The organism is Alcaligenes sp. WGS1538, assembly GCF_043187505.1.
Classification (GTDB): domain Bacteria; phylum Pseudomonadota; class Gammaproteobacteria; order Burkholderiales; family Burkholderiaceae_B; genus Alcaligenes.
Genome location: NZ_CP171109.1, coordinates 2,917,946 through 2,934,276 on the forward strand (window position 1 = coordinate 2,917,946; position 16,331 = coordinate 2,934,276).

The 16,331-nt window shown below is 66.9% G+C and carries 18 protein-coding genes; 5 read left to right on the forward strand and 13 right to left on the reverse strand.

Annotation, left to right across the window (positions count from 1 at the left end; translation table 11 throughout):
- Positions 1–23 precede the first annotated feature (23 nt).
- The 10 genes from gspE to gspG are packed head-to-tail and all read right to left on the reverse strand — an operon-like array spanning position 24 to position 8,742.
- Positions 24–1,442: a type II secretion system ATPase GspE gene (gene gspE / locus ACF3ND_RS13530; RefSeq protein ID WP_394061263.1), complete on the reverse strand. Its 1,419-nt coding sequence runs from the start codon at positions 1,440–1,442 to the stop codon at positions 24–26.
- The gene (gene gspD, locus ACF3ND_RS13535; protein ID WP_394061265.1) at positions 1,439–3,724 is read right to left on the reverse strand and encodes a type II secretion system secretin GspD; all 2,286 of its coding nucleotides are present in this window, start codon (positions 3,722–3,724) and stop codon (positions 1,439–1,441) included. Before gspD ends, gspE begins: the two co-directional genes overlap by 4 nt.
- Positions 3,725–3,736: 12 nt before the next feature.
- Positions 3,737–4,483: a type II secretion system protein N gene (gene gspN, locus ACF3ND_RS13540; RefSeq protein WP_394061267.1), complete on the reverse strand. Its 747-nt coding sequence runs from the start codon at positions 4,481–4,483 to the stop codon at positions 3,737–3,739.
- The gene (gene gspM, locus ACF3ND_RS13545; protein WP_394061269.1) at positions 4,480–5,028 is read right to left on the reverse strand and encodes a type II secretion system protein GspM; all 549 of its coding nucleotides are present in this window, start codon (positions 5,026–5,028) and stop codon (positions 4,480–4,482) included. The genes gspN and gspM overlap by 4 nt, the downstream gene beginning before the upstream one ends.
- On the reverse strand, positions 5,025–5,990 hold the full coding sequence (locus tag ACF3ND_RS13550; protein WP_394061270.1) for a hypothetical protein: 966 nt from the start codon (positions 5,988–5,990) through the stop codon (positions 5,025–5,027). The genes gspM and ACF3ND_RS13550 overlap by 4 nt, the downstream gene beginning before the upstream one ends.
- A gap of 3 nt (positions 5,991–5,993) precedes the next feature.
- The gene (gene gspK / locus ACF3ND_RS13555; protein WP_394061272.1) at positions 5,994–6,854 is read right to left on the reverse strand and encodes a type II secretion system minor pseudopilin GspK; all 861 of its coding nucleotides are present in this window, start codon (positions 6,852–6,854) and stop codon (positions 5,994–5,996) included.
- Entirely contained in the window at positions 6,851–7,444 is a 594-nt protein-coding gene (gspJ, locus tag ACF3ND_RS13560) for a type II secretion system minor pseudopilin GspJ (RefSeq protein ID WP_394061274.1), read from the reverse strand. The genes gspK and gspJ overlap by 4 nt, the downstream gene beginning before the upstream one ends.
- The gene (gene gspI, locus ACF3ND_RS13565) at positions 7,441–7,800 is read right to left on the reverse strand and encodes a type II secretion system minor pseudopilin GspI (RefSeq protein WP_394061276.1); all 360 of its coding nucleotides are present in this window, start codon (positions 7,798–7,800) and stop codon (positions 7,441–7,443) included. Before gspI ends, gspJ begins: the two co-directional genes overlap by 4 nt.
- Complete coding sequence (locus ACF3ND_RS13570; RefSeq protein ID WP_394061278.1) at positions 7,797–8,264, reverse strand: prepilin-type N-terminal cleavage/methylation domain-containing protein; 468 nt, start codon at positions 8,262–8,264, stop codon at positions 7,797–7,799. The genes gspI and ACF3ND_RS13570 overlap by 4 nt, the downstream gene beginning before the upstream one ends.
- 4 nt (positions 8,265–8,268) lie before the next feature.
- Positions 8,269–8,742, reverse strand: a complete 474-nt coding sequence (gene gspG / locus ACF3ND_RS13575) for a type II secretion system major pseudopilin GspG (RefSeq protein ID WP_394061280.1) — start codon at positions 8,740–8,742, stop codon at positions 8,269–8,271.
- Between the two features lie 348 nt (positions 8,743–9,090).
- On the opposite strand from gspG, the gene ACF3ND_RS13580 reads away from it, so the two are divergent.
- Together ACF3ND_RS13580 and ACF3ND_RS13585 are read left to right on the forward strand one after the other, a co-directional pair.
- The gene (locus ACF3ND_RS13580) at positions 9,091–9,309 is read left to right on the forward strand and encodes a hypothetical protein (RefSeq protein WP_394061282.1); all 219 of its coding nucleotides are present in this window, start codon (positions 9,091–9,093) and stop codon (positions 9,307–9,309) included.
- A gap of 56 nt (positions 9,310–9,365) precedes the next feature.
- Positions 9,366–10,490, forward strand: coding sequence for an HPP family protein (locus ACF3ND_RS13585; RefSeq protein WP_394061284.1), 1,125 nt, complete (start codon positions 9,366–9,368; stop codon positions 10,488–10,490).
- 63 nt (positions 10,491–10,553) lie between these two features.
- On the opposite strand, the gene hppD is transcribed toward ACF3ND_RS13585, so the two are convergent.
- The 3 genes from hppD to aspA all read right to left on the reverse strand — a co-directional run bounded on the left by hppD (position 10,554) and on the right by aspA (position 14,194).
- Positions 10,554–11,630 (reverse strand): 4-hydroxyphenylpyruvate dioxygenase, encoded by a 1,077-nt coding sequence (gene hppD, locus ACF3ND_RS13590; RefSeq protein ID WP_394061286.1) that lies wholly within the window; start codon positions 11,628–11,630, stop codon positions 10,554–10,556.
- Between the two features lie 248 nt (positions 11,631–11,878).
- A complete protein-coding gene (locus ACF3ND_RS13595) occupies positions 11,879–12,634 on the reverse strand; it encodes a sulfite exporter TauE/SafE family protein (RefSeq protein ID WP_394061288.1) in 756 nt (251 codons plus the stop codon).
- A 141-nt stretch (positions 12,635–12,775) separates the two neighbouring features.
- Positions 12,776–14,194, reverse strand: a complete 1,419-nt coding sequence (gene aspA / locus ACF3ND_RS13600) for an aspartate ammonia-lyase (RefSeq protein ID WP_394061290.1) — start codon at positions 14,192–14,194, stop codon at positions 12,776–12,778.
- A gap of 315 nt (positions 14,195–14,509) precedes the next feature.
- Here aspA and ACF3ND_RS13605 point away from each other — a divergent pair, with 315 nt between their 5' ends.
- The 3 genes from ACF3ND_RS13605 to ACF3ND_RS13615 all read left to right on the forward strand — a co-directional run bounded on the left by ACF3ND_RS13605 (position 14,510) and on the right by ACF3ND_RS13615 (position 16,331).
- Positions 14,510–14,872, forward strand: a complete 363-nt coding sequence (locus ACF3ND_RS13605) for a hypothetical protein (RefSeq protein ID WP_394061292.1) — start codon at positions 14,510–14,512, stop codon at positions 14,870–14,872.
- 156 nt (positions 14,873–15,028) lie between these two features.
- Positions 15,029–15,583 carry a MarR family winged helix-turn-helix transcriptional regulator gene (locus ACF3ND_RS13610; RefSeq protein WP_394061293.1) on the forward strand — a complete coding sequence of 185 codons (555 nt, stop codon included), beginning with the start codon at positions 15,029–15,031 and terminating at the stop codon, positions 15,581–15,583.
- Positions 15,543–16,331, forward strand: a complete 789-nt coding sequence (locus tag ACF3ND_RS13615; RefSeq protein ID WP_394061295.1) for a DNA alkylation repair protein — start codon at positions 15,543–15,545, stop codon at positions 16,329–16,331. The genes ACF3ND_RS13610 and ACF3ND_RS13615 overlap by 41 nt, the downstream gene beginning before the upstream one ends.

The window sequence follows — 16,331 nt, forward strand, 5'->3', positions numbered from 1 at the left end:
CGTCCGGCCTCCTTTCATGACGCCTAAAGCTCGCGGGTCACGCGCAGGACCTCTTCCGGGGTGCTCAAGCCCTGCCGCACCCAGCGCTCGGCGTCCTCGCGCAGATTGCGCATGCCGGCCTGGCGCGCCGCCTGGCGCAGCGCATGCTCGGCCCCCGCCTCTGAAAGCAGTTGCTGGGCGCGTTCGTCCACCCGGTACAGTTCATGGATGCCCGTGCGCCCCTGGTAGCCGGTATGGCCGCATTGTTCGCAGCCGCCGTCGCGCGCGCGGAACAGGCCGCCCCCGGCCGCTTCCCGGCAGTGCAGGCACAACTTGCGGATCAATCGCTGCGCCAGCACGCCGCGCAAGGTCGAGGCCAGCAGGAAAGGCTCCACGCCCATGTCCACCAGGCGGGTGGCGGCCGAGACGGCGTCGTTGGTATGCAGCGTCGCCAGCACCAGGTGTCCCGTCAGGGAGGCCTGCACCGCGATCTGGGCGGTCTCCAGGTCGCGTATCTCGCCTATCATGATGATGTCCGGATCCTGGCGCAGGATGGCGCGCAGGGCGCGCGCGAACGTCAGATCGATGCGCGGGTTGACCTGCGTCTGGCCCACGCCCGGCAGATCGTACTCAATCGGATCCTCCACGGTCAGCACATTGCTGCGCGCGGTGTCCACCCTGCCCAGGGCGGCGTACAAGGTCGTGGTCTTGCCGCTGCCTGTCGGACCGGTGACCAGCACGATGCCGTGCGGCTGATGGATCAATTCGTCAAGCTGCGCCAGGATGTCCGGCGCCATGCCCAGGCGCTCCAGCTCCAGCCGGCCCGCGGACTTGTCCAGCAGGCGCATCACGGCCCGTTCGCCGTGCCCGGTGGGCAGGATGGACACGCGCAGGTCCAGCGCGCGCCCGCCCACCTTCAAGGCGATGCGGCCGTCCTGCGGCAGGCGCTTTTCGGCAATGTCCAGGCTGGCCATGATCTTGATGCGCGAGACCAGCGCGCCGTGCAGGGCGCGGCGCGGGCTGACGATGTCGCGCAGGCGGCCGTCCACCCGGTAGCGCACGACGGAATGCGTCTCGTAGGGCTCCAGGTGGATGTCGCTGGCGCCGTCGCGCACGGCTTGCGTGAACAGCGCGTTGATCATGCGGATCACCGGCGCGTCGTCCTGGTTCTCCAGCAGGTCGGTCACCTCCGGCAGCTCCTGCATCAGCCGGTCCAGGTCCACTTCGCTGGCGGCGGCGTCCACCACGCTGGCGGCATCATCGCCCTGCGCATAGCTGGCATCGATCAGCGTGTCCAGCTCCAGGTCCGGCACGCGCTGCTCATCCAGCTCCGGATAGCGCCGCCGCAGCTCGGTCAGGGCCCAGTCGGGCGTGCGCTCGCTGACGGCGATGCGCCAGGCCCCGTCCTGGCGCACCAGCACCGCGCGCTGCTGGCGCGCCCAGGAATAAGGCAGCCGGTTCACGATGACTCCCGCAGGTCCATGACACCGGCCTTACTCTGGCCTGCGGCCTGCGGCAGCACCACGTGGCCGGCATCCTGGCTGAACCAGGTGGAACGGTCGGGCAGGCCCGCCTGCACGGCGCGCATGTAGTTGTAGCGGTCCAGCGACAGGCTCTGGCTGTCCTGGGCGTTGCGCACGATGTGCGGGCGCAGGAACACCATCAGGTTGGTCTTGGTGCGCTTGCGCTTTTCATACTTGAAAAGATTGCCGATCAGCGGCACATCGCCCAGCAGGGGCACGGCTTGCGTACCGTCTTCGATGGAGTCTTCCAGCAGGCCGCCCAGCACGATGATCTGCCCGTCGTCCACCAGCACATTGGTGCTCAGCGCGCGCTTGCGGGTCACGGGCGTGTTGCCGGACACGGAGAACGCCGTGTCTATGCTGCTCACCTCCTGGTACAGCGCCAGCTTGACGGTGCCGCCTTCGGAGATCTGCGGCCGCACCTTCAGGGTCAGGCCCACGTCCTCGCGCTCGATGGTCTGGAAGGGATTGCTCGCACCATCGCCCGATGTGGTGTATTGCCCGGTCACGAAGGGCACGGTGCGCCCCACCATGATGCTGGCCTCCTCGTTGTCCAGCGTCATCAGATTGGGCGTGGACAGGATGTTGGTGCCGCCCTGGCGCTGCAGCGCGCGCGCCAGCACCCCCAGGTTGACGATCTGCTGGCCCAGCACGTTGACCGTGCCCTTGACCACGCCCAGGCTCAGGCCCGCGGCCAGCGAATCCAGCGTGGTGACGCCCTTGGGATTCAAGCCGCTGCCGCCCAGATTGGCCCCGCCCACAAAGCCCGAGCCGCCGTCGGCGATGTTCCCGCCTCCCGTCATCCACTGAATGCCGAACTCCGCGGCGTTCTCGGCGTTGACCTCCACGATCAGGCTCTCGACCAGCACCTGCGCGCGCCGCTGGTCCAGCTGGTCGATGACCTCGCGCAGGCTGCGGTACACCGGATCGGGCGCGGAGATGATGAGCGTATTGGTGGAGGGGTCGGCCTGCACGGTCGCGCCGCCCGCGCTGAACGCCACGGTGCCGCTTGCGGCCGGAGAGCCCAAGGCCGGTTCCGCAGGCGCGGCCCCCTGGGCGACGGGCAGCGTTGCCGCCGTCCTGCCCGCGTCCTTGGCCGTCGGGGCCGGCGCGGCGGCCGGCTTGGCGGCGCCCGCCGCCGGAGCGCCCGCTTGCCCGGTCAGGGCGGCGCGCAGCACCTCGGCCAGTTGCACGGCCTGGGCGTTGCGCAGATAGACCACATGCAGATTGCCCTTGCGGCTGTCCGGGCTGTCGATGCGGCGGATCAGGTCGCGCGCCAGGTCCAGGCGCGCCGGGCTGCCGGCCCGCACCAGGACCGAATTGCTGCGCGGATCGGCCACCACGGTGATGCGCTGGGCGACGTCGTTGCCGGGCGTATCCAGCATCTGCGACGCCAGGGCCGCCACGTCCAGCGCCACGCCGTAGTCAATCGGAATGATGTCCGTATTCAGTCCGGCCGGCGTGTCTATGCCCGCGATCACCTGGGCGATGCGGTCCAGGTTGTCGCCATAGTCCGTCACCACCAGCGTGTTGTTGGCCGGGTAGGCATTGATGGGATTGTTGGGGGAGATCATGGGCCGCAGCACCGGCACCAGCGCCGAAGCGTTCTCGTAGCGCAGGGCGAAGACGCGGGTCTCCAGCTCGCCGCTGCCGCTGGCGCCGCTGCGCACCGCCCCGCCCTGCTGGCGCGCCTCGGCCTCGGGCACGACGCGGCTGACCTTGCCGGTGCGCAGCACGGCAAAACCCTGCATGCGCAGCGCCGAGAGCAGCATCTCGTAGGCCGTACGGGCATCGACGGGCACTTCGGAGACCAGCGTCAACTGGCCCTTGACGCGCGGATCCACGATGAAATTCTGCTGGGTGAACCGGGCCAGCGCGGCCACCACGCTGTCCAGTTCCGCTTCCACGAAGTTCAGGGTGATGTCTTCGCCGTCGGGGAACTCGGCCGCCGGCGGCGCTTCCAGCTGCGCGGTTCCCCCTCCGACGCGCTGGACCGGACGCCGGCCGATGGGGCCGGCCGATTGCGCCGCGCCGCTGAAGCGCGGATCCTCGACTGCCTGCCCGATGGGCTCCTTGCTCACGGAGGCGAACAGGGAAGAAGGATCGGGCCCGGCCTGCCGGTCCTGACCCGTGGTGGCGCAGGCGCCCAGCAGCAACAGGGCTCCCAGGCTCAGCGCAAAGCGGGGGCGCACGCCCGGACGGCGGAAAGACGAAATGGTCATGATGAACTCTGTTTATTCCTGTGTCGTAGTCGTTGTGGCAATGCGCCAGTGCGTCACGCCCTGGCTTTGAGGTCCCAGGACGGCCAGCAATTCCGTGAAGCGGCCGTCGTCCGCGCGCGCCGGCCTGGCCTTGCCGTCGAAGCGCAGCCCCCCCGTCGTCCACTGTCCCTGACCCGCCAGCGTCAGATCGCCGGACAGGGTGCGCAGGGACAGCTGCAAGCCGCTGCCCTGGCGGCTGACCGCCAACTGGTAATGGCCCAGTTCGGCATCGCCGGAAAGAGCGGAACGGGCGGCGCGCCAGTCCAGCTCCAGCACGGCGCCCGTCGCCGAACCCAGCGCCTGGCTGGGCCAGCGCAGGCTCAGCTCGCCCAGCGGCTGCACTGTCTGCAATAAAGGATGCAAGCGGCCCAGCACCGAGGCGGGCAGGTTCAAGGTCTGCCCCGACAGGCTCCAGCCTTGCAAGCCGGCCTGCACACGCACCGGCTGCTCCAGCCAGACATGGCCAAGCTCCAGCTGCGGCCAGGGCGCCAGCCGCCACTGCCAGCTCAAAGGGCCTGGGATGGTCCGGGCCAGACGGCCCGATCCCACGCTGAGCAGCCCCTGGCCCGAGGCCAGGCTGCCGTGCGCGCTGACCAGCCGCAGCAAGGCCTGCTCGGGCTGCCAGGCCAGCAGCAGGCGGGCCGGCAGCAAGGGAACCGCCGCCGCCATGACCAGCGCCAGGATCAGCGCCACCCCCAGCACTCGTCCGACGGCCCTCATGAGGATGCCCCTGCGCGCAGTTCGATGCGCCCGTCCAGCAGGCCGGGCCTTTCACGGCTGTCCACCACCGAACGAGTCAGTTCCAGCGCCTGCACCTCCAGCCCCAGCAGGCGCGGATAGCGCAACAGCCAATCCATCAGGGCGGCGGCAGGGGCCGACTGGCAGGCCACCACGCGCGTCTGTCCAGCCTGCACGCGACACTGCGTTCCCAGGACCTGCAAGCTGCGCTCCAGCGCCTTGTCCTGCCCCTGCTCGACGGGAGTCTGACCGGCCTGTTGCTCCAGCACGCGGATCTGGTCCAGCACGGCCTGCAGTTCTGCCTGTTCGTATTGCAGGCGCGGCAGCTCTTTGCGGGCCTGCGCCATGTCCCGCCATGCGGGTCGCAACAGCAACATCCACAGGGCCAGCGCGGCCGTCGCCCCGGCCAGCATCAGCAAGGCCCTCTGCTCGCGGCGGCTCAGTTGGCGCCAACGCTGCACCGCTTCCGCGGCCCTGGCCTGCGCGGCCTGCCGCCATGCCGGCCACCGGCGGTCAATCCAGTTCATGGCTGTCCTCCCGCCCCGGGCGCTTTCCTCATGCGCAGCTGCAACTCGCGAGGCGAGTCCCCCGCCTGCCATTGCAGTTCCGAATCCGCTGCCGCCGGCTCCAGGGCCGCGTCCGAAGCCAGAACCAGGCCCAGCGCGCCATCCTTGAAGTTCAGCGCCCGCACCCGTCCTTCCAGGGAAGGCCATTGAGCCGCCGCGCCCAGCAGCAGCCGATCGAACAAAGCCGGCGCCCCGCCCTGCTCGCCCAGCAAGGCGTCGCGATGCTGGCGGGCCTGGACCAGCGGCGCGACCACCACGGGCAATTGCGGCAGGGCCTGGCGCAGGGATTGCTCCATCTGCGTCCGGGCGCTCCGGACCTCCTGCCGCAGGCTGCGCGCCTGCTGCTGCCAGACCAGCGCCCAGGCCAGCACGGCGGCCAGTCCCCACAGGGCCAGGCGCACAAAAACCGCCTGTCCTCCCTGGGCGGCCATGTCCGGCATCAGCAAGGAACAGTCGGACACCAGCACCGCGTCGCCCTGGCCGGCGCGATCCTGGGCATGACGCTCGGACCAGGCATAGACGCCGCTCACGGACAGGCCCGCCGCCCGCGCCTGCCCGCCCAGGGCCAGCAAGTGTGCGCGCTCCGCCCAGGCGACGTCCGCCAGCCCGGTTTCCAGGCGCCGGCCGCAGGCGACCCAGACCTGCTCCAGGGGACTCAGGCACAAAGGTTCGACAGCGCTGTTCACGACCGCGGTCCGGCGCGCGGCGCTGACTGCCGGGATGCGGATCTGCGTAGCCGTCGCCAGGTCCGGCGGCAGAATCAGCTCGACCGCGCGCGCCAGACCTTGCTCCCTCAGTTCCTCCAGCGCGGCGCGTCCGCGGCGCAGCACCTGCCCGCGCCGGTCCCGCAGGACGAAGTCCAGCACGGGAGCGCCCGCCAGGCCCGAGGGCGAATCCAGATAGAGGCGTAACACGTTCTTCATCAATCAACGAATCCAGACAATGCGGCTGCGATCGGGAACCCGATGTATCAGGGCCTGCGTCGCCACCCGGCTGTGGTCGAGCCGCAGCTCGCCGCTCAATAGAAACCATTCGCTGCGCACCGCCAGCGCCGCGCCCGCCAGCGGCTGCTGACGCTGCAGACGCGCGAGCACATCAGCCGTATCGCGAAACCAGCCGCCCCGGTCGCGCTGCGCCAGCAGGCTGCGCCACTCCGCCAGGCTGACCTCGGGCTGCAGGGCCGCCAGGACCGGCGCGCTGGCCGTGTTCACGTTCACGGCCACGGCCTGCGGCAGAAACGTCAGGTATGGCGCCAGCCGCGCAGCCTGATCCTGGTCGCCCGGCAGGAAATCCGCCACATGGCGCGGCCAGGGCCCCTGACCGGACTGAGCCTGCGCCAGTTGTCGCGCCATCGGCAGCGCCAGCCCTTCGGCTTGCCGCAGGCTGCGCAACAATTGCTCCAAGGCCTGCACGGCCGTGGGCTGGATGCGGCCCTGGAGAGCCAGCCCGGCCAGGTTGAACTTGCCCTGCTCGTCCTCGATGCGCCCCGAGAAATACGCCGCGCGCGATTTGTCCGGAGTTTCCACTTTCAACTCTTGCAAGGGCTGGGCCCACAGACCGCCCGCCTGCGTGACGGCCGAACGCTGCGCATCCAGCCTCAACACCAGCAGGCCCCAGTCCAAGGCGCCGCGCAGCAGCCAGCTGGCCTGCAGATGATCGCGCTCGCTGGCCAGCTGCACGGCCAATGAACTTTGCCGCTGCACGATGGCCATGGTCGCCAGCGATACCGCCATGACCACCACAAGCGCGTTGATCACGGCCATCCCGGCCTGGCGCGCCACGCTCATGGCAGCATCACCACTTTGCGGTAGGGGTGCTCGTCGTCTCCAAGACGCAAGGACAACTCGATGCCGGTCGCCGCCGCGCCGACCTCCTGAGGCCAGGGCCAGCTCTGCCAGCCTCGGGCGGGTATCCAGATCCTCAGGCTCCAGGCGCTGACCGGCTCCAGCACGTCGAACAAGGGGCCCGGTTCAGGCAGCGGATAGGCGAGACCGCCCAGTCCCGCCGCGCGTTGCAGGCGGCCGTCCTGAAGACGCCACTGGATCTGCTGCGCGCCCGCGCCTTGATCGGCGCGGCGCTCGATCAGCAACATCGCAGGCCCCTGGCCCTCGGCCTGCCAGCGTATGCTGGCGGGCAGCGCGGCCACCGCTCCGCCTTCGGATTGCGCCGGGGCCTGCACATGCTGCTCCAGGTCCCGCGCCATCTGGGACAGGGCATTGAACAGGGCCTGGGTCCGGGCTGCCTGCGCGCCCAGCTGCTCGTCGGCGCGCAAGACGGCATCCAGGCCGCGCCAGGACATGACGCTGATCAGGGCGAGGATGGTCAAGGCGACCATCATCTCCACCAGCGTGAACCCATGCTGCACGGCGGGCCTCATGGCAGGGACGCCAGCGTGGCGTGCAGTTCGGCCAGGACGGGGCCTTCGGGCAGGAAGGCCTGCACGGTCACCTGGCGGAAATGGCGATTGGCCGTGGCCTGCACCGTCTGCCGGCATTGCAGGGACAGTTCCCCCTGGCGACAGGGCACGGTGGACTGGCCCGGTTCGGGGAACAGCCGGCGCAGGCGCATCTCCGCCAGGACGGCGTCCGCCGCCAGCAAGGCGGCGCTGCGCTGCTGCATGGCCTGGCTGCCGGATGCGCTCAGCCCCAGGGCGCGCAGACCCGCCGTCAGCGCCACGGCGACGATGGCCAGGGCGATCAGCACTTCCACCAGCGTCATGCCGCGCTCGCTCATGGCTGCACCGCGAAGCGGCCGTTGACGTCGCTGCGCACATGAAGCACCTGGCGCCCATCGTCCAGCTCGAGCCGGCGCGGCGCCGACAGCCATTCATTGACGAACAGCCAAGGCCCGGCGGGCTCCATGCGTACTCTCAAGGCCTGGGCGCTCCAGCGGCGCTCCGGGAACAGCTGTGCAAAACGGTCGCGGTCCCGCGCGGCGCCTTCCTGCGCCCCCGGCGTCGCGACCGCTGCGGCATGCAGGCGGAAACGGTAGCCCTGCGCATCCGCCGTCCAGGACACGGCGTGCCCGCTCTCGCGTACATAGGCCTGCGCCTGGGCCAATCGCAGGACAAGCTGCCGGGCATCGCCCTGCACGCCCTCGGCCCGGTCCAGGACCAGCACGCTCAGGCCGGCCGTGCTGACAATGCCCACGATCAGCAGCACCACCAGGGTTTCGATCAGGGAGAATCCCCGCTGCACGGCATCAGTCCCAATTGCCTATGTCCGCATCGGTCCCTTCGCCTCCCGGCCGGCCGTCCGCCCCCAGCGAGAACACATCGATCTCGCCGCGTACGCCGGGCTGCAGGTACTGGTACGGATTGCCCCAGGGGTCTTGAGGCAGGCGGTCCATGTAGGGACGCCAGTTGCGGGGTTCCGGAGGCTGGGCGGGCCGTTCATGCAGGGCGGCCAGCCCCTGCGCCGTGGATGGATAGCGGCCGTTGTCCAGCCGGTACAGTTTCAGGGCCTGCGTCAGGGCCGCGATGTCCTGGCGGGCGGCCACGATGCGGGCCTGATCGGGCCTGTCCATCAGGCTGGGCACCACGAGCGCGGCCATGATGCCCATGATGACCACGACCACCATGACCTCGATCAGCGAAAAGCCCTTCTGGGGATGGGGCCGGCACGGCGGCGCGGACGGCCTGCCTTCTTTCTGTTGTAGTGTGTAAATTCGAAACATGAATTATGCGGACGAAGTAAAAAACCCGGCGGGCTTGTCATACGGGCTTCATGGGCCACGCTCAAAATAGCTGCGGCATGGGCAGCCGACTGCGGCTGCCTGCCGAACCTCGATGGAACGCAGTCTAGATGGGTATTATTTCCGCCATATTTCCGTCATATCTGTGGGTGCGCCTGTGCCAGGCCGGCATCGCGCTGGCCCTGGGCGCACTCGCCCTCGATCTCTGGCTGCCGGCCGGCCCGCCCATCCCCCCTGCTCAACGATACGCCCGCCGAGCGCCAGGGTACGCAGGCGCTCGCCTCGTGGTTCGGCGGCGCCACGGCGCTGCCGGAGCTGCGCCTGCATGGCATGATCACCAGCGCCGGCAGCGGCGCCGCCTTGCTCGGCATCAACCAGCAGCCGGTCCGCGCCTATCGCCAGGGGCAGGAGCTGGCGCCGGGCGTGGTGCTGCATTCCCTGCAGCGCGATCACATCACCGTCACCGTGGACGGTGTTCCACAGTCCGTGGCGACCGAACGGCGCGCGCCGCCGGCCGGCGACGGCATCCGGCGCCTGCCGCGGCCCTGAGCGCCGCCTGATCGGAGTATCATTGCCGACTGGTTCCGTCCTTCATCCCCTCCGGCATGACCGCTTCACTCCGCCACTGGCTTTCCTGCCTGCGCCCCAGATCGCTGGCCATTCCCCGCACCGAAATGCTGCGCGCCACCCTGGGCGCCACGCTGGGCGTGCTCATCACTTCCTGGCTCAGCCTGTCCTTCGCCAATTATGCGGAGGCTCACCACTGGCTGGTGGCCTCGCTGGGCGCCAGCGCCCTGCTGATCTTCCTGGTGCCCACCAGCCCTCTGGCCCAGCCCTGGAACATTCTGGCCGGCAACCTGGTCGGCGCGCTGACCGGCATCACCTGCGCCATCCTGCTGCCTCATCCCATCGCCTCCATCTCCGTGGCCGTGTGCGTGGCCATGCTGCTGATGCTGGCGCTGCGCTCCGTACATCCGCCCAGCATCGCCATGGCCGTGTTCCCGGCGCTGAACGGCATCCAGGACTACCATTTCGCCGTCTTCCCGGTGCTTTTCGATTCCTGCGTGCTGGTGCTGCTGGGCATGATCTACAACCGCCTGACCGGCGTGCCCTACCCGCCTTCGCTGAAGATCCATGCGCCGCCCTCCCACACGACGCCGCGCTTCATCGACCAGGACTACGACGCCGCCCTGAGCCACTACAACCAGACCCTGAACATCAGCCACGACGACCTGGAAAAACTGGTCGGCTTCGTGCACCAGTCCGCCTTTCGCCGCAACCTGGGCACCCGGCGCTGCGCCACGCTGATGAACGCCTCGCCCGTCACCTCCCAGGCCGACATGCCGCTGCAGCAGGCCTGGGACCTGATGCGCGAACGCAACATCAAGGCCCTGCCCGTGCTGGACCAGGACGGACACGTCATCGGCATCCTGACCCTGTCGGACTTCCTGAGGCGCGCCGGACTGGACAAGCCCGACACCCTGCGCCAGCGGCTGCGCCACTTCCTGGCTCCTCGACAGCGCCCGACCCCCACCGTGGCCGACGTCATGACCACGCCGGTCGCCACGGCGAACCAGAACATGTCGGTGGCCGACCTCATCCCCCTGTTCAGCCAGGGCCGCCACCGCCACATGCCCATCGTGGACGACGAGCGCCGCCTGGCGGGCATGATCACCCAGTCCGACCTGATGCTGGACCTGTACCGCATCCTGCAGCCGCCGGTGCGTTGACATTTTGCACAGCCCCAAAAAAAACCGCCCCGAAGGGCGGTTTTTCATGGGCTTGCCGATGGGCTATTCCGTTTTTAGGACGCCGCGGCGCAACTGGTCGCGTTCGATGGATTCGAACAGCGCCTTGAAGTTGCCTTCGCCAAAGCCGTCGTCGCCCTTGCGCTGGATGAATTCGAAGAACACCGGCCCGAGCAGGGTCTCGGAGAAGATCTGCAGCAGCAGGCGGCGCTGGCCGCCTTCGGAGGTGCCGTCCAGCAGGATGCCGCGGCTTTGCAGCTCGGCGGTCGGCTCGCCATGGCCGGGCAGGCGGCCTTCCAGCATTTCATAGTAGGTCGCGGGCGGCGCCGTCATGAAGCGCATGCCCAACGCCTTGAGCCTGTCCCAGGTGCCGATCAGATCGTCCGTCAGGAAGGCCACGTGCTGGATGCCTTCGCCGTTGAACTGCATCAGGAACTCTTCGATTTGGCCCGCGCCCTTGGAGGATTCCTCGTTCAGCGGAATGCGGATCTTGCCGTCGGGCGCGGTCATGGCCTTGGAGGTCAGGCCCGTGTACTCGCCTTTGATGTCGAAGTAGCGGATCTCGCGGAAATTGAACAGGCGTTCGTAGAACTGGGCCCAATAGGCCATGCGGCCGCGGTAGACATTGTGCGTCAGATGGTCGATGTACTTCAGGCCCGCGCCCTCGGGGTGGCGGTCCACGCCGTCCAGGTAGACGAAATCGATGTCGTAGATGGAGCTGCCTTCGCCATAGCGGTCGATCAGGTACAGGGGCGCGCCGCCTATGCCCTTGATGGCGGGCAGGCGCAGTTCCATGGGGCCGGTGGGAATGTCCACGGGCTGGGCGCCCAGCTCCAGGGCGCGCTCGTAGGCCTTGTGGGCGTCGCGCACGCGAAAGGCCATGCCGCAGGCCGAAGGACCGTGCTCGGCGGCAAAATAAGCGGCGTGGCTCTTGGGCTCTTCGTTCAGTATCAGGTTGATCTCGCCCTGGCGGTACAGCGAGACTTTCTTGGAGCGGTGCACCGCTACTTTGGTGAACCCCATCATCGCGAATACGGGTTCCAGGACGCCGGGCGTGGGGGCGGCGAATTCAATGAATTCAAACCCCATCAGACCCATGGGGTTGTCGAACAGATCAGTCATGTGAGACTCCAACTGCTTGGGCTATGTGAAAAAACGCGGACGCTTGGGTCAGGCTTTTTCGGGAGGCGCGCAGGACACTCCCCGCACACTGCGCGCCAGGTGATCGCCGAACAACAATTGAAACCCCAGAACTCTCATGGGCTCTGCTCCAGATGGCAGGAGGGCGAAATGCGCTCCCGATGCCGATTCTCATTATGACGGCCAAACCACGTCCGGCGCCATAGAGCATTACCCTAGCGCAGAAGCGCCTAGCCCAGCCTGGCCAGCACCGGCGGCAAGGCGGACGCCAGCATGGCCACGCCCGAGAGCGTCAGCAGGCTCAGGACGATGATGCGAAATGCCTGCTGGCTGATCCCCACGTACAGGCGCGCGCCGGCCAGCACCGGCAGCACCACGGCCAGCACGACCACGGCGATGGCCGGCAGCATGCCGGGCTGTATGGAAGACGTGGCCAGGTAGGCCAGCAGGGTCACCGACAGGGTTGCCAGGTTGAAGTTCTGGATCACGGCGCGCTGCTCGTCCTTGGGCAGCCCCGTCATGGTGGTCCACAGCGTCGGGATCACACCCGTGAAGCCACCCAGGCCGCCCATCACCCCGCCGGCCAGGCCCGCCAGGCCGTCGACCGCGCGGCTGCGCACCGAGACCTGCCCCAGGCGGCCCGAGACCAGCATGATGGGGCACCAGATCACCATCAGCGCGCCCAGGAACACCTTGAAGAGCTGGGCGTCGAGCATGGGCAGCAGCCACGTCCCCAGGGGCACGCCCAGCACCCCGCCCGCCAGGAACGGCATCAGCGTTCCCCAGTACGAAGCCCGGCGGCGGGTCAGCGCGGCCAGCATCTGGCCCGTCCAGGCGCCGCAGACCGCCAGGGCCGCGGCCAGCTGCGGCTCCAGGAACCACGCCCAGAACGACATGGCCACCAGGCCGAAGGCAAAGCCCGACAGGCCCTGCACGAACCCGGCCAGCACGGCACCGACCGCCACCACACCATAAAAGGACTCCATCTGTGCCGCTCCCCCATCGCCAGCAATGCCAAACCTTACCATGCCCGCACGTTTGCGCCAGGCATAAAAAAAGCCTCCCGTCAGGAGGCATTTTCAGGCCGACACGGAAAAGATCCGGGCTTGTCCGCGTCAAGGCCTGTTTCAGACTGGATCAGCAGCGCGCAGGTCTCGCGGCTGGATCAGCAACTCGGCGCGCAGCGCTTCGTTCAGTTCCTCGGCGCCCATCAGGCCGCGCTTGAGCACGACGTCGCGGATATTGGTGCCGGTGTTGAAGGCCTCGGCCGCCACGGAGGTCGCCGCCTTGTAGCCGATGAACGGATTCAGGGCCGTCACCAGGGAGATCGAACGCTCGATGTTGACTTCCAGGCATTCGCGGTTGGCAGTGATGCCGACCACGCAGAACTTGGTCAGCGTATCGCAGGCATTGGTCAGCAAGGACATGCTGCGGAACAGGGAGTGCGCGATCACGGGCTCGAAGGCATTGAGCTGCAGCTGGCCGGCTTCGGCCGCCATGGTCACCGTCATGTCGGCGCCAATCACTTCGAAGGCCACCTGGTTCACCACTTCCGGAATCACGGGATTGACCTTGCCGGGCATGATGGAGGAGCCGGCCTGTACGGCGGGCAGGTGGATTTCGCCCATGCCGGCGCGCGGGCCGCTCGAGAGCAGGCGCAGGTCGTTGCACAGCTTGGACAGTTTGACGGCCGTGCGCTTGAGCACGCCGGACAGGTGCAGGAAGCCGCCGCAATCCTGGGTCGCCTCGATCAGGTCGCCTGCCACCCGCAGCTCCACGCCAGAAATATCGGACAGGTAGGAGACGGCCAGCGCAGCGTAGTCGGGGTGCGCCGTGATGCCGGTGCCGATGGCCGTGCCGCCCAGGTTCACGTCACACATCAGCTTGCGCGACTCTTTCAGGCGCACGATGTCTTCATTGACCATGGTGGCGAACGCCTTGAACTCCTGGCCCAGGGTCATGGGCACGGCGTCCTGCAGCTGCGTGCGGCCGATCTTCATGTAGGAGGAAAATTCCTCGGACTTGGCCAGGAAGGCGTCGCGCAGGCGCTCCATGGCTGCGAAGAGAGGGTCCAGCGAGCGGTAGGCCGCGACGTGCAGGGCCGTGGGGTAGACGTCGTTGGTGCTTTGCGCCATGTTCACGTCTTCGTTCGGATGCAGGTACTGATATTCGCCGCGCTTGTGGCCCATGCTCTCCAGCGCGAGGTTGCAGATCACCTCGTTGGCATTCATGTTGGTGGAAGTGCCCGCGCCGCCCTGGATCATGTCGACCACGAAATGCTCGTGCAAGGCGCCGTCGGCCACGGCCCGGCAGGCGGTCACGATGGCGTTGTGCTTCTCTTCGCTGAGCAGCCCCAGTTTGAAGTTGGCCTGGGCGGCGGCCTGCTTGACCATGGCCAGGGCTTTAATCAGTTCCGGGTAGGTAGAAATCGGCGTACCGGTAATGTGGAAATTCTCCTTGGCGCGCAAGGTGTGAACACCATAATAGACTTCGTCGGGGACTTCACGGTCACCCAGTAAATCATGTTCGATACGGAACTGACTCATAATTCCTTCGTTTCCTTAATAACGATAGCAAAGTTTTTCTGACACGCTTCATGTCCGGGCCCGGCGTTCAAGCGAACCAAAGCCCTGCCATTTCTTGCGAACTTGGCAGGGGCTCGGGGACATGCTGGCAAATACCGCAAGGAACCTTCGGAAAATGCTTATATCCGGTTCCTGAAAGCAAAGGCCCGTCAAAAACGGGCCACTTTGCAATCTGCTGCGCGGAATGAATGGTCCAACCGCCTTGTTTGAAGGCATCGTCGAGCTCGGGAAGCGCTGTAACCATTGTAAACGCCGGACGCAGGACCGCCAGGCCGTTTGCCGTTTTTCTTGCACAAAGAGGGGCTTGCACGCGCCTGCCTGACGGCGGCGCATCCGGCCGCGCCCCTGTGCATGGGCGTCCCGCCGCCTGTCCCTCATCCCGCGCAGCCCCGTCCGGCGTTGCGTGATTGCATCACTCTTCAGGCCCGCGCACCTGGACAAACGCGCCTGCAAGCGAAAACCTGGCTGGCGCAAGGCCCGCGGCACCTGCGCCAAAGCGGCGGCGCGGCGCTTGCGCCTCCCTACAGCCGCTTACGAAATTCCCTTATCCATTCCGATACAAAACCTAAACCGTCGGCGCTTAAAAAAACAGGTTTTATTTTACTAAATGAAAATTTTAAATCAATAAAAGATGTTTAAATCAGAAAAAATGAAATTCAAAAACAAGACAAAAAATCCACAACAAAAGCAGCCGCACAGGAATAAACGAAAACAATCCGCGCGTCGCCCGGTTTTGTTGTTCTTTTCCAGGACGTTTACTGATTCAACCGCGACCTACTGAATTGGCACGGCACTATGAACCTACTTGAACTGAAATACCAGACCATCCTGGCTGAAACCCAACGTCAGGCGCATCCCAAGACTCAGGATGTGGAGCTTTGCCTGCGCATACTTTCATTGGCCTCGAGCATCAACCGGGCCTCCAGCGCCTTGCTGAATGACTTCGGCCTGTCCGAAGGCCGCCTGATCCTGCTGTTCCTGCTCAGCCGCCATCCCGACGGGCTGAGTCCGGCGCTGCTGGCCGAGCAGGCCGGCGTGACCCGGGCCACCATCACCGGGCTGCTCGACGGCCTGGAACAACAACAATTGCTGATTCGTCAGAACAACAGCGCCGATCGTCGCGTGCTGACCGTCAAATTGACTGAAGCGGGACAGGAATTGTGCGATCATTTACTGCCTTACTATACGGAATGGCTTTCCGGCGTCTTTGCCTACTTACCAGAAGAGCTGCGCCAACGCCTGTCCAGTCTGCTGTCCGAGGCTCTACAGGGCAACGTCCTCGAGGACAAATCTGTCAAACCATTCATCCATGACCCACACACCAGCGCGCAAAGGAGCTACCCGGCTTAGGGATATTTCCCCGTCCCTGCTGCAAACCCTCAATGCAGGCCAGGTTCCCAGCGCGACCCTTGTCGAGGCGCTCGCCATCGATCACGCCGTACTGGCCCGGCATGCCTTGCCCGACCTTTCGCCCCATTCGCTGACCGCCGCGCTCAAGGCCCAGGAGCTAGGCATACTGCAGCGCATGAAGCAGATGGCGAACGTGCTGCTGGCGCAATACGGGCAAGGCATCACCGCCTATCTGCAGACCCACGTGTCCGATACCGTGCGCGGCTGGGCATGCTTCATCATCGCCGAGCTGCCGGCGCTCTCGCTGCGCGAAAGACTGGACAAAATAGCCCCGCTGGCCAACGACGAACATTTCGGCGTGCGGGAATGGTCCTGGCTGGCCTTGCGCCCCTACGTCGTTGCCGCGCCATCCCTGGCGGTGGAGCAGTTGCGCGACTGGAGCCTGTCTCCGTCCGAACGGCTGCGGCGCTTCAGCTGTGAAATCCTCAGGCCGCGCGGCGTCTGGTGCCCGCACATCGCCGACTTCAAGATCAATCCGGCGGCGGCGCTGCCCATCCTGGAAGCCCTGCGCAACGACAGCTCCATCTATGTCCAGGACTCCGTGGCCAACTGGCTCAACGACGCCGCCAAATCCCAGCCTGAATGGGTGCGCGCGCTCTGCCAGAGCTGGGCCCAGGAAACCGTGCCCGAGCACGCCCGCGCCGCCTTGCGCGTCTTGCAGCGTGCCCAGCGCAAGCTGGTCCACTGA